A 13,101-nucleotide genomic window follows, 5' to 3' on the forward strand; every position below is an offset into this window, starting at 1 on the left:
CACCGATTGTGTGTCAAAGTGGGTAACGGGTGCTCGAATTAAGATTGGCTCAATGCCTGGCTTAATTCGTAGGGGATACGTAAAGAAAAAAGAGCTTGTTAAGCGGCTGAGAAATACATTTATACAAAATAAGGTAAAAACATTTAACGCGGTATTATCCCCATTTTCAGGGGATAACTACATTTACCAATTAAACAGCGCGTAACCGCTTACGCGGGTCTCGACGGCCCTCACCTTAATGTGTCATCTGTAACCCTTTTTGCCGTCTACAACCCTACGGGCGGGTGATTTAGATTAAATTTCGTGATAACTGCTAGTAATGTATTGATGATTAAATCAATTTTTGTGTGAGGTTAAAATGAAGCGCAAAACACTGACGTTAAAACGCCCCACGACGGAAAATGCCGCGGAAAGTGCGGAGCCTGTTATTCAACGTCGCCGTAAACAGGTTGTGTTCAATACGCAGCGTAAACCGAACGAACCATCCCAAAAAAAGGAAACTCAATTTCCTAAAAAGGTAACACCCTCGCCTGCGAAAAAAAGGCCGAGGTTGTCATCCCGTTAGAAAAAAAGTCATTCCTCCGACACCACCGAAACAGCATCTCCCGTTAGAGGAAGCTATCGCGAACCTTTCAAAGTATTGGCCTCACCTTTTTCCCGATGGACAACTTAGACCGATGGCTGTAGGCACGCGAGAAGCCTTGTTTGCGGATAAAAAAGCCCGCGAATTGCCTATTTCGACTAAAACGATAAAACGCAGCCTTGCGGCCATTAGTCACAGTGTCAAATACCGCACCACCATTATGCCTGGTGCGGTACGATATGATAAAGACTGTCAACCGAACGGGACTGTCACGGAATTGGATGTCGCCGATACGTTAAAACGCATTCAACGACTCGCTAAACAACAATCAGGAAGCGCATGACAAAAACAATCCATTCGCCGATTTCCGTTGAAGAAAAAAATCTTTGGTTAGGTAAGTTAGCGTTTGCCGCTTTAGTCGCGATCAAACTGTCACAGTGAGATGGAAAAGCCGCCCGAAACGCCCAGTCTGAAAATTTTTTCCTGCTTCGTGGCTACAAACGGCCCTGAAACAAAAACGGTTTCACCGTTGCGTCGTCCATGATTTTGAATGGCTTATCAACCTGGGTCAACAACGGCTAATGACCTCAAAACTGAAATCGCGGTTAGAGTATTTATGGCTTTCCTGTTGTTGTGATGTTGCCAGCCAAAGTGACTTGTTTCGCTTAACCTACGCGACAGAGCTACTTAAAGATTTGGGATGGGATAGTGTGGTACTCAGTGAAGACCGCTGGCAAAAACTGATAATGAAAAAACCGATACTGACCGCAATCCCCACCTTCTATGTCACTGCCTCTGCTTTAGCCACTGGATTCAGTGATGAGGGGAAGCAGATTAACTCGGTGGAGTTTTGGGTGCTTGGTGGTAAAGGGCAATTTAACGAAGTCATCAAACAACACCATCTTTGCGGCCAGTTCGATGAAAATTTGCCACACTATACGTTGTTGTTATCACGGTAGGATGTGAATGTAAGATCCGATAATGTACATCTGTCAGAGGAGTTAACCGTGACACTCATCATTACGCAATCCCTCGAACCACGGTTATGGAATGAAATGTAAACCGGATTTTGCACGTTAATGGTGGTCAGTTTTTCCTAATATCAGACCGTTTAGCCAATTGCGTAAACATTTTCCGTGATTTAATTGACATGAGAGTTTGGGAAAAAATGAATATAATTTTTTATTTATCGTCCCTAAGTTCACTAATTCATTGAAATAATGGGTAATGTATTCAATTCGGTGAATAGTCTGTAAGATAGAGATATTTACCGGAGAGGTATTCATGGCCAAAGTCGATATAAAATACCCATTTTGTCAACAAACACTCCCAGTTAAAAAACATGGCCTGGGAAGTACAGGGCATCAACGCTATCGCTGCCAAGTCTGTTGCCGAAGCTTCCAATTGGATTATGAATATCGCGCCTGCCAACCTGGAACAAAGGATAAAATTATTGACCTCACGATGAATAATGCTGGTATTCGTGATACCGCCAGAACCTTACACATCAGTATTAATGCTGTTGTTCGCACTTTAAAAAACTCTCGCCGCGGCAGGTAACGTCTTTACCGCTTGATAACTTGTACATTGAATTGCTTTGCGAAGTCGATGAGCAGTGGTCTTTTGTCGCTAACAAGAAGAAATAACGCTGGCTCTGGCATGCTTGGGAACCTCGCCTAAAACGAATTATTGCGCATACATTTGGTCGTCGAAACAAGAAAACGCTGCGCCAGTTACTGACTTTACTCTCTAGGTTTAATGTGGCTTTTTGGTGCACCGATAAGTTTAACGCTTATGAGATGCTGCCGAAGGAAAAACACCTAGCCAATAAGTTTTATACACAACGAATTGAACGGGAAAACTTAAACCAGAGAAACCGTTTGAAGCTGCTTAACCGTAAGACGGTAGGCTATTCAACGTCAGCAGAAATGCACAACAAGATCATCGGCACATTTATTGAACGCGAACACTACCTATTATGATGATCTCTATATTGAATACATGACCAATTTTACCATCAAACTCTACCCATGAGTGATCGAATAATTCACTTTTTTTAGCCCTAATAACTTCAGTGCAAAGAATTGGGTCATAACCATATTCAGATAAAGTCATATAAAAAGCAGTAGACAAATCATGACAAGCTCCTCTTTAACCATTACCTAGCATGGACTCCAGATAAACAGAAAAAATACCCGCTAATATTTTTTCATAATCTCTTTCTCCAGCAATGGGCATTATATTCAGTACCCATTTCTTTGCCGTGCCTGTCGGGAATTTAACGATAAGTAATCCCTAAAGTAACTGAACCACTATAATCACCAGGCACGGTTCTATTGGTAGTACATAAATACCACCCTAATAAAATATTATTAGTATTACCGGCAGGAGATAAGTTAGTCACAAAATATCCTGGCAACATTGAGTTTGGGTCAAATAAAATAGCGCTATTAGGATCCCCATTAGCACAATTTTCTGATGCTGTTGGTCCTATTGATCCTCGAACAATAATACCTGTTCCATCCACGTTCGATTCGTTAGTCTCTGTATTTATCAATCCTAAACCATAGCCATCAGATGTTGGAGTACCTTGAATAGCCGTTGCTTTAACATACACTGCTGCAGTAACAGGGCTAGCATTACAGCTTATTGAGAGAGCATCCAAAACGGTCTCTGATAAACGCGTACCAAAATTGATAGATGAGTTACTTACACTGATACTGCAAGGGGGCGGAGCCACGATAATTCTATCCGTTGCACTCATAATTGCCCGGAATGCGATAAGTTCCTGAGAGCCACTAGATACACCTTGAACAAAATACACAGCTTTTGGGGTGTATGTACCATAAGGGACATTTGGGCCAATGTATGCCCATATTGAAAGATTGAGTGTTGCGGGTTTGGTTCCTATCGCATTGTTATTAGCGGCTCCATAAAATATTGTGCTAGATGCGAGCGCATTTTTTGGATAAAGACAATTATAGCTAATACTTTGGCTAGAGGCTGTCGTAGAACTGAGTTTGCCATAGGTATCCCAAGTACCATCGACGGAATATAAATAGCCTCGAGTTTCGACTAAGGCTTGTGAAGCAGCTATATTGGTTATCGCCCCTGAACTCGTTCCGGTAGCGCCAATGATAATATCCCGACCATCAATCGCTCTTAATCCAGTATAACCATTAACCGTCGTTGCAGGCTGACACCTTGTATCGTAAGACAAAAAGGTAAATCCACCGCCTGCTGCTCTAGGCCCCGAATAGGGAGAGCCTAGTATGGATGTTCCCGTACCTCCTCCCAAACTTCCTTGAATATTCGTTAGCTTCATCATCGAGCCAGGATAAACGGTATAATTAGCAGACCAAGCGGAGGCGCTCAGCATCACCGATAGCCCCAATGTAATAGATACAAACTTCATTTTCATAAAAAATCACCCTCAAAAAACGTAAGAAATTTTAAATCATCGCGCAAAAATGTTTCAGAAATACGTTCTTTTTTACCCTTATTGCGCCGAAAAATTCTATATTGGTTTTATATCTGCTTATCAGACTCACACGGCAATATGGCTTGATGAATGACAATATTAGGCTGTAACGCTATTTTATTCAGATTGAAATGAACTCGGCATTGCTGCTGTGACTCAGTACCCCATTTAACCAGTAACTCTCCGCTTTCAGGTAAACCTGTCAGATAGACCTGCCCCCGGTCTCCAACAATGGCACTTATTTGCTCATCCTGATTGGCATCGGTTAGAGAAGCTATCGCACCAAAAGGGATATTTTCTTTATTGTGGGTTAATGTCATCAGTATTTGATATCCCACGCGAGTCTTGAATGAGGCTTTGACCACAGCCCCTTTCGTTGGGTAAACATTGATATTTGACTGCTCTAACTCAACGTTTTCAGGTAAGGTACTCGGGTCTAATCCAACACTATTTCGGGTGTAAGTAGAAAGGTAAGGCGCAACCGCATACCCTTGGCTGTTAGTAATAGAATTGCCATTATTGACGGTGACACCATAAGCATTCGGAGCACTAATCAGGGCGACAGAATCGCCTAGTGTATTGGAGAACGTTATGCCCTCTGAATGAACTAGAGCACCTCCGCTACCATTGATATTGATACTGCGAGAGTTTTTGTTATAGCTATAACCGGTACTCAAGGTACCTTTACTACCGGAATATCCCACATTTGCATTGCTGTTCGCGACTTGCCCTTTATTTCCCCAGTTTTGAGAAACATTATAATTAATGTTAGTACCTGTTATGTTTCCACTAAACCCCATCTGACTTTGAGTTCGACCATGATTATCATTACTTATAGATGTGGTTGCATACACGGATTGTAATGCTGGAGAATAACTAAATAGGCTAAGCGGTATACTGACGCTCAGTGAAACTTGACGGTTTTCAGGCCAATTTCCTTGACTATCTTTCACTCGGTCAATATTGTAATTAATATTGTAGTTAATTCCTTTAAGATTATTACTGTATCCTAGGGATAAGCCAGTTAACGTCCTATCGCTCCCCCAATAATCATCTCGATTAGCGCGGAAGCTCAAGGAGCCCCAATTATCCATCTGTTGGCTTAATTGAGTTTGAAAACTGTTTCTGCGGCGCTGAGCCGTCCATGGGCTAACGCCTTGACTTAATTGATATCCTTGAAAATTAAATTCATTAAAAGTATAAAAATTTTCAGTCGAGTAGCGTAATGCTGTTAAATCTACCGACGTTCCAGTTGACAATAGACTTTTAGAATAACGTAAGCGATATGATTGCCCTGTTTTTTTACTTTCATGTTCAAATGCAGCGGAAGAATGTGTTATATCGAAAGATAATGCACCAACATCGCCTAAAGAAACACCAAAACCACCGCTTCCCGCTTGATAATCTTTAGATAAGAGAGTACCCGCATAGAGCGTAACATCTTTTGGTAATCCATAGACACCAGTCAATAAGGTAAAGTCAGTATCACGTGATTGAGTGGTTAAATTTCCATTATAACGCCCCGCGGATAGTTCATACTTCCACCCCCCAGGACGTAACATCACGGGTAATGAAGAATAGGGAACGATAAACTGGCGCTCTGCACCATCAGCCTCGGTTATTGTGACCTGATAATCGCCTGACATCCCTGATTGCTGAATATCGTTAATCGAAAATGGCCCAGGAGCCACATAGGTTTCATAAACGATATTGCCATTTTGGCGAACCGTGAGGCGAGAGTTACTATTTGCAACGCCATTTATCTCAGGTGCAAATCCTCGCAACTGATTTGGTAACATCTGCTCATCTGAGCTTAGCTTCATTCCGGTGAATGGTATACCATCAATGATTTCACCACCGGTATTCGTTTCTCCCACTTGGAGTGTGGAGCGTAGAACTTTGATATCACGAGAAAGGTAAGTATTAGAGAAATGAGTTTGTGAATCATGAGAACGTTTTTGATTGCCACCACTGTTGCGGTTTTGCGTGTAAGTCAGGTTGCTGCGAAGCCGCCAAGCCCCTGCATTTGCCCCCATAAGAAAAGAAGCAAATAAATTTTGATTGTGTGCTTTTTCTTGGGAATAAGTATTTACTGAACGTCCAGCGCTAAAATTATAATTGGTAAGTAAGGCCGGGATCCCTTCATCCCATAAATTGGGATCAGCCCAATTGCCATAATTGGATTGCATGGCAATTTGAGGGATACTGACGTTTAAACTCAGACGTGCTAAATCAAGTTTAGTGGCTGCTTGAGGGATATAAGTTGCCAAATTATCAATTTTGCTATCTGTAAGAAGATGTTTTAGCTCGGGTACTTGCTCAACATTAACACCCCATTGTTTTAACAGGTCAGGTGTTAACAATGGCGAGACTTCTCCTTGAGTGTTTTTCTTAAAAGTTAGGCTATAGACCCCGACTTCGCGCTGATTTACAAATACTGTAACCGTATATTCTCCATCTGCAACACCCCCTTTATTCGAAAATACTGATAAATCAATCGCTGTGCTATTGTAGCCTTCGCCTAAAAAAGCAGGGTCAAAATAGTCTTCCGCAGATAAAGGGGATACCACTAAATATAAAGCAAAAGTTAATGGAAGGTAATGAAATGTTATTTTTTTACAAGGGCTATCTATCAATTGAGTAGAGGAATATATATTCATAAATATTTACTCGTCATTATGGTTTTTATTATTGAGAGTTCGAATTACAGGGTTAGTCTTAACGCCATAATCATTCAGTAGCTGAAAGCTAATATCACCACGAGTAGTACCACTCGGTATCGGATAGGTTTGCTGACTTAATGGTGGAGTCATAAAGAATAAATCGTCATCTTTAATATTTTTTCCATCAATGGTTAACACATCAAAAGTCACATAAAATGCAGTAGGATTGGTGACGACTAATTGTTCATTTTGACGTTTAAATTGTAATGATTCGGCAATCTTCTGGGCATCGTAAGGCGGTAATTCCTCAGGTCGATAAAAAAGCTTTAATGTATTTTTTAAGGCGACTGTTATATTGGTTTTTTCATTACTTATTACTGGTAATGAAATTCCTTGTTGATTTTCATTGCTAGGCTGACTAGGAATAGCTTTGATATGAAAAGCAAAAACCGATTCTCGATCTGTGGGTAAGCTATGTTGGGTGAGCCTAATGAGTAAGGCTAAAGACTCTCTGGACTCCAGTCGCTTTAAGGGAGGAGTGACAATAAAAGGAACCACTTTTGTTTCATCTTCAAAATAATCTGTCTGAAGATCTTGGGCCCATGGTGTTATGCGAGACTGTAATAAATAAGGCGATACGGAGTCATTCGCCACCGAGAATGTAATCCCCTTAGTTTCACTGCCGCTATAAATGACACGCGTCGACTGTATTGTAATTCCTGATCGCTCATCTATATTCGCGGTATATGCGCAAGTACAGAAGACAAAATACCCAGTAATCAAAAAAAGTCGTATATATCGATATAATCGTGATAAGTAACTTATTCGACTCATGGCGTTTTCTCCAATACAGACAAAGTACGTTGATAGGGTTGGCTTACAGCGCCATAATCATTAATTACGGTATAAGTGACCTGATTTTTGTTTCCCTGGATCTGATAGGTTTTCTGAGAAAATGGGTCTATCATGGCACCTGAAATCGATAAATCGATATGTTTTTCGTTGATAATTAAGGTGTTCAAGGTAAGGTAATAAGGCGTAGGATTATCCATAACTACTCTATCATTATGTGTATTAAAAACTAATTTGCTCTGAGCCTCGCGAGCCGTCATCGGTAATTTGGTTGGGCGATAAAACATTTTTATTAAGGTTTGAACCCCTACCGATACACGTGCGGTTACCTCAGCTTCATCACCTTCATCAGCGTTTTGCTTAGGATGATTTGTCGAAGGGATTGCTAAAAAGCTGAGATAAAATAATGATTCACGATCAGTAGGCAGTCCCTTCATTTCCTGAGACAAAATACGTACAGTAAATTCGCTTTGTGGCTCTAAGCGAAATAAAGGTGGGGTCACAACAAAAAGCGCTATCGGTTTCTCTTTAGTGTCATCAAGTATTTGAGTTTTGACCAAATAAGCTATTGAACTTAAATTTTGTATTCCCGCTGTCGTGCTCTTGTCATTAGCATTAAAAATGATGCGTGTTTGAGGCAGCCTCAACCCTTCTGCTGCTTGGGGCCCGCCACTAATCCCAATTAATAAGGAAAATAAGAAAATGCGAAGTATGAACATTTATTCTCCTAATGAATCAATCGAATAGTAGTTGAAAAGTGACACTTGACTTGAAAGCGCCAACTTCATAAGCGGGGGCATTACTACATGGCGAATAGCTACCACATGACAACGATGCAGTTAATATTAATGTTGAGTTATTCAATGATGATATTGTGGTATTTGGGCGTGCTAACAGAGCTCCTCCGCCATTACTACCGCCATTGGTAATGATATGGTCATTATCTTCAAAATTAGGATCACCGTTTACCGACAATTTCACACCAAATCCTTGTGCGGGGTAACTGACAGAAGGCGAGTCAGCAAAAAAGAATTCAGTCCCCCCTAAGTGAACAGCATTCCCTTTTAGCAAAATTTGGGGCTTTGGAGCAGATAGCCCTTTATTAGAACAATCGCTAAAAGTGATATTGACAGGCATAGATACACCATTTCCTTGCAAGCTAGTCGAAGGAATTGCATTAGGGTTACTACCTTGAGTTATACCAAAATCGATAGTTTGTGGAATACTCATTGTGCAGGTCGGTGCTTCCAAAGTGGCAGAAAAATTAATGATGACTGAGTCGCTAGCAACGCACCAAGATGACATGCAGAGTAATATAAATGCACCCAGCCTTTGAAATATGAAGTTCCATAAGCGAGAGTTAAAGTAAATCGTTTTCATTGCTTATCCCTTTTATGGGAGATTGATATTAATGGTTAAATTTGCAGAGAATCGACCAGGTATAATTTGATTGCTATCGACAAGCCCGACCAACCCAACCCACAACACTTGATTAACACTGAAATCATTATCTTCAGATAGCGGAATAAGTGACATAGGTGTTGTAGCTGAGATGGCTTTTCCACCCATTCCATTGGCATAAAATGAATCTAAAGACGGAGTTTTGTCCCGCTCGATCACAGTGGACGCAGGTTGCACCATAAATCCAACCCCATTGGTTTGCTCTGGCCAGTCAGGATTTTTATTGAGAAAAACACGATTATTAGAAGAGTATGTAGTACCGGAAATAGTTACTTGTGGAGTGACTGCATAAGTGCAATTCATCTGCGCACTGATAGGTTTAACTTCGACGGTAACGCCAGGATTAAACTCTGATGCCATGCGAGGCATGAAGGTAATGGCTTTATTATCAAACGACACATCACAACTGCCATCAGTGATGGTTGCAATAAAGGACGTTCCAACTGTATCTAAATTAACGCTGGCTATAGTTTGGTAGCTTGGAATTATCCAAGTCAAAATAGCAAACAAAGCAACGTGATTATTGTATTTGACCATGAAAACTCTCAATGCCTCCATAATCATTTATTGCTTTCCATTGAATTTTGCCAGATTTAACTGAATGCAGAAAAATAGTATCCCCATAAGGTGGAAGCATATTTTGCCCACGTGTTGCGCGAATATTCACATCAGAACCATTAATCGTAAGGGAGTTGATGGTGATATAGTAAGGCGTGGGATTGGTGACTTTTATGCCATTTGCAACACGTTGAAACTGCAATCGACCCATTGCTTCTTTTTGTTTGATAGGTAAATTATTTGGGCGATAAAACAACTTAATAATATTTCCAGTGGCGACATTTAATATATTTTCTGTCCCCGAACTAGAAGACGATTTAGATTGAGTGGACGCTGCTGGTAATGCAGCCACCCGAAAATAAAATACGGACTCTTTATCGTTAGGTAGGTTGCCGCCATTCTTGATAACCCGTAACTGATTGGTGTTTCCTGGCTCAAGACGAAATAGTGAAGGAGAAACAACAAAAGGTACTTGTTCATGCTGCCCATCAATATCACGAAAAACTTGTGCTTTTACTAAGAAAGCCCGTGTAGATGTTTCATCACTGCGAACGCCAATACTTGCGCCTTGCATTCCATCATTCTCTGAAATAATTAGTCGAGTCGCATTGAGTGAAATCCCTGCGAAAGCAGTTGCCGACCAATAAATCAAACTTAAGATAATAGGGATTCTAAAATAGAATGGACTAAAAAAAGTAGACATACTGTTTCTCTCAAATATTCAGAAAAAACATAAACGTGGAAATACTCCACGTTCATGTTATTTAAAGATATAAACTTATTCTGACGCGTAAGAAATTGTAATTGGTGCTGAATACAATTTCGCAGTTGGTGTAGAAATCATTGATGCCATTGCTACATTGAACGTATATGATGCACCTTCAGCTGCAGTCACATTAAGAGGAACTGTACCACCATTTTTAATGGCGTCGGTCGCTGATGTTCCGCCTGAGGTCAAAACCATAAACCCAGTTTGTGAGTCGTTTCCGATAAAGATGTTTTGATTACCATTAGCAGCAACGTTCCCAGAGATAAACAGCTCGCCTCCAGTTGCTGGCGCAGAGGCGTTCGAGTCACTACTACAATTCTTTAATTGAACTAACATTTCGACAGGTGTTCCAGTAACATTATTAATGTTAGCCGTTGTAAAATCACTGGAAATATGCATACCAGTATTCACTGTCGTACCGCCAGGTACGCCATTGACATCAATATCACAAGTTACTGCTGAAATTACTCCTGAAAGAACTACATCAGCTTGGTTTGGTTCTGCAGCATTGGCATTTAAACTGACTACTGATGCGCATAACATGATTGGAAAAACTACTTTTTTGATAGACATAACGGTATCCTAATTATTAAAGTATATATGGTATATTCATAGTCATATAAAGCAGTTAAACCATTAACTGCTTTATATGAAGATAAAAATCATAAAATAGTTCATTGAAAATGATATTAAAATGGGAAGAGTATCTTGGCATATATTTTTTATAAAAAGCCTTTTTTATTTTTATTATAAAAGTACCTATTTTAATTCATTTAAATCTTCATTAAGTACATTAAAAATTAAAAGGTAATATTCAATCGATTTGTATATTACTGGTTTATATCCACCTTATCTCCTAAATCTTTTTCTGTTAACCGCGTTGTCATTTTGAAATACATACGAAAATTAACTACTTCATGTCTTATTTTAATTAATCACTAATAGTTTTTGTGCTAGAAACTCTAACAACAAAATTGATACCTGTTAAATAATTAATGCCGATTGATTCTAAGAAAAACGATAGAGAAAAATTATCAAACGAATTGTTAACTGGTTGCATTTTTCTTTATATATTTATTTTTAATATGAAAAATCAATACAACCAACTGATTAATATAAATAATATTTTTTAATGAAAAATATTATTATTTAAGCGATAAAAATATTCGTATCCATTTAATAGAAACATAAATGTTTTCCTTGTTACAAATCGAGCTAACGAGATACAAATGGAAACAATACACACTGGATTGGAGTGGAAATAATCTTATAAAACTTAATCTTTATGTATTTTGTTTAACTACTCATAAAATGATTAAAGGAATAACTAAGGTTTATCTAAATAGGTAACTGCCGGTATCCCATTTGGTTAACCGTCTCAAAGGAGTATCTAGTCGATTACTTCACAGTGACTGTTCTGATATTACGGCTTATGAGTTCTTTAGGCTCTGAGCTACTTTGCCCAAGAGGTTAATTCTTCTCTCCCAGATTCAGCATGTTCGTTAAACAACCAAACCTTAACTTACATTTATTTATAAAATATATAAAATATCAATAGATTAATATAAAACCAAACAGCAACGATTACTTGTGCGACAGGAACACCACAAAACTATCGATTAAGAACAAAGGGCCCCAATGTCATGAATAGGCGACTGAATTTGGCTATGGGGGTTTCCGCGCAAATTTCGTTAAATAGTACTCCTGTCAGTGCAAATGGAGCTGGAGTTTCTTTAAATCAATTAATGAGCCAGACTATTCTTAATGGGAGCGGTATCGGGATCTGGGCAGACGAGTACCTGTGGGATTTTAGTGCTTGCGGTGCTTTAGAACTACTAAAGTAAAATATAACTATTGAAAATAATGTTATTAATACAGGGACTCAGCTCAAGAAATCTAAATAATTATATATTCACAATGAAATTATTAATAAAGTTACTGTCGAATAGATAAAATTTTCGGGTTTATTTTAGCTAGCAGATAAAGTGATTTTGTTAAGATAAGTATTACCAAGTAACTTTTAATTTTCTTGCATAAAACAACTAATTTTTTAAGTCTTCAGTCAAATACCACGAGGAAGCAGAAAGTCACTATGTTTTGTTTCATATTATTTGTGTATCTGCGTTCACGTCTTCATGGTGGGTCAGATAAATATTTAAACACGTTGATTTTTTGTTTTATTAACGGTGACACTGATTATCACGCAATCCGCATAACCACTGTTATGGAATGAAATGTAAAACTAATATTCTTCCGTGTGCCCTTTTTCATAGGTCACAAATGAAAAATGGCTTAACATCATTAGCGTGACAATAATTCCTGTTTCTTGTGCGGTCGTATCATCCGGTGAAGTGATCATATAGCCCTTTGTCGGTTGCTGATAAAAACCGCCATTCGACAACATATAAAAATCCCAATATCCACCGTTATAAGCAATTGCATTCCTCCCCATCCAGTGATAAATGGCATTTTCAAACGCAATACAGTACCGCCCTAATTTTGAGGGTAAAAACTTTAAACGGGCTTGCGCGTTCTTCACTTCAATAGCAGAGATTAGGGTTTCGTCTTTTCCATTTCTTTCGTCGAGTTCCTCCACTGCAAAGGCCGTACATAGCCGAGACGAGGAAGGAAGCAAGGGCGGAGACAAAATTGTTGGAAAGCGCAGCGGCAAGAATTTTGGTGGAGTGCACTTTACGCTTGCTGTATGACGAGACGAGGCTATGTTTTAGGCCAA

General features: G+C 39.4%; 14 protein-coding genes and 1 pseudogene. 6 read left to right on the forward strand and 9 right to left on the reverse strand.

The genetic code is table 11. The annotated features are described in order from the left end of the window. From AC4IFO_RS21885 to AC4IFO_RS21905, 5 genes and pseudogenes are all read left to right on the forward strand, one after another. Positions 1 to 205 (forward strand): hypothetical protein (locus AC4IFO_RS21885; RefSeq protein ID WP_490737578.1); only part of this gene is annotated, 205 nt, incomplete at its 5' end. Between the two features lie 153 nt (positions 206 to 358). Next, complete coding sequence (locus tag AC4IFO_RS21890; protein WP_490737580.1) at positions 359 to 565, forward strand: hypothetical protein; 207 nt, start codon at positions 359 to 361, stop codon at positions 563 to 565. A 55-nt stretch (positions 566 to 620) separates the two neighbouring features. Further along, positions 621 to 926 (forward strand): ProQ/FINO family protein, encoded by a 306-nt coding sequence (locus tag AC4IFO_RS21895; RefSeq protein WP_490737601.1) that lies wholly within the window; start codon positions 621 to 623, stop codon positions 924 to 926. Positions 927 to 1,089: 163 nt separating this feature from the next. Beyond that, entirely contained in the window at positions 1,090 to 1,542 is a 453-nt protein-coding gene (locus tag AC4IFO_RS21900; protein WP_490737603.1) for a DUF2913 family protein, read from the forward strand. A 325-nt stretch (positions 1,543 to 1,867) separates the two neighbouring features. Then, a pseudogene (locus AC4IFO_RS21905) lies at positions 1,868 to 2,565 on the forward strand (IS1 family transposase). A 296-nt stretch (positions 2,566 to 2,861) separates the two neighbouring features. On the opposite strand, the gene AC4IFO_RS21910 reads toward AC4IFO_RS21905, so the two are convergent. From AC4IFO_RS21910 to AC4IFO_RS21945, 8 genes are all read right to left on the reverse strand, one after another. After that, a complete protein-coding gene (locus AC4IFO_RS21910) occupies positions 2,862 to 4,004 on the reverse strand; it encodes a hypothetical protein (RefSeq protein ID WP_490737581.1) in 1,143 nt (380 codons plus the stop codon). Between the two features lie 107 nt (positions 4,005 to 4,111). Continuing rightward, positions 4,112 to 6,724, reverse strand: coding sequence for a fimbria/pilus outer membrane usher protein (locus AC4IFO_RS21915; RefSeq protein ID WP_490737583.1), 2,613 nt, complete (start codon positions 6,722 to 6,724; stop codon positions 4,112 to 4,114). Positions 6,725 to 6,730: 6 nt separating this feature from the next. Further along, positions 6,731 to 7,561 carry a fimbrial biogenesis chaperone gene (locus AC4IFO_RS21920; RefSeq protein ID WP_490737585.1) on the reverse strand — a complete coding sequence of 277 codons (831 nt, stop codon included), beginning with the start codon at positions 7,559 to 7,561 and terminating at the stop codon, positions 6,731 to 6,733. Beyond that, positions 7,558 to 8,298 (reverse strand): fimbrial biogenesis chaperone, encoded by a 741-nt coding sequence (locus AC4IFO_RS21925; protein WP_490737587.1) that lies wholly within the window; start codon positions 8,296 to 8,298, stop codon positions 7,558 to 7,560. The genes AC4IFO_RS21920 and AC4IFO_RS21925 overlap by 4 nt, the downstream gene beginning before the upstream one ends. A gap of 16 nt (positions 8,299 to 8,314) precedes the next feature. Beyond that, positions 8,315 to 8,959: a fimbrial protein gene (locus AC4IFO_RS21930; protein ID WP_490737589.1), complete on the reverse strand. Its 645-nt coding sequence runs from the start codon at positions 8,957 to 8,959 to the stop codon at positions 8,315 to 8,317. Positions 8,960 to 8,971: 12 nt separating this feature from the next. Next, positions 8,972 to 9,577 (reverse strand): fimbrial protein, encoded by a 606-nt coding sequence (locus tag AC4IFO_RS21935; RefSeq protein ID WP_490737591.1) that lies wholly within the window; start codon positions 9,575 to 9,577, stop codon positions 8,972 to 8,974. After that, positions 9,561 to 10,301, reverse strand: coding sequence for a fimbrial biogenesis chaperone (locus tag AC4IFO_RS21940; protein WP_490737593.1), 741 nt, complete (start codon positions 10,299 to 10,301; stop codon positions 9,561 to 9,563). The genes AC4IFO_RS21935 and AC4IFO_RS21940 overlap by 17 nt, the downstream gene beginning before the upstream one ends. 75 nt (positions 10,302 to 10,376) lie before the next feature. Beyond that, a complete protein-coding gene (locus AC4IFO_RS21945) occupies positions 10,377 to 10,940 on the reverse strand; it encodes a hypothetical protein (protein WP_490737595.1) in 564 nt (187 codons plus the stop codon). A 1,070-nt stretch (positions 10,941 to 12,010) separates the two neighbouring features. Between AC4IFO_RS21945 and AC4IFO_RS21950 the strand changes: the two genes are divergently transcribed. Next, positions 12,011 to 12,211 carry a hypothetical protein gene (locus AC4IFO_RS21950; RefSeq protein WP_490737597.1) on the forward strand — a complete coding sequence of 67 codons (201 nt, stop codon included), beginning with the start codon at positions 12,011 to 12,013 and terminating at the stop codon, positions 12,209 to 12,211. 398 nt (positions 12,212 to 12,609) lie between these two features. Here the strand turns inward: AC4IFO_RS21950 and AC4IFO_RS21955 are convergent, their stop codons facing one another. Further along, positions 12,610 to 12,963 carry an antirestriction protein gene (locus AC4IFO_RS21955; RefSeq protein WP_490737599.1) on the reverse strand — a complete coding sequence of 118 codons (354 nt, stop codon included), beginning with the start codon at positions 12,961 to 12,963 and terminating at the stop codon, positions 12,610 to 12,612. Positions 12,964 to 13,101 lie beyond the last annotated feature (138 nt).

The organism is Providencia sp. UF-224, from assembly GCF_058245955.1.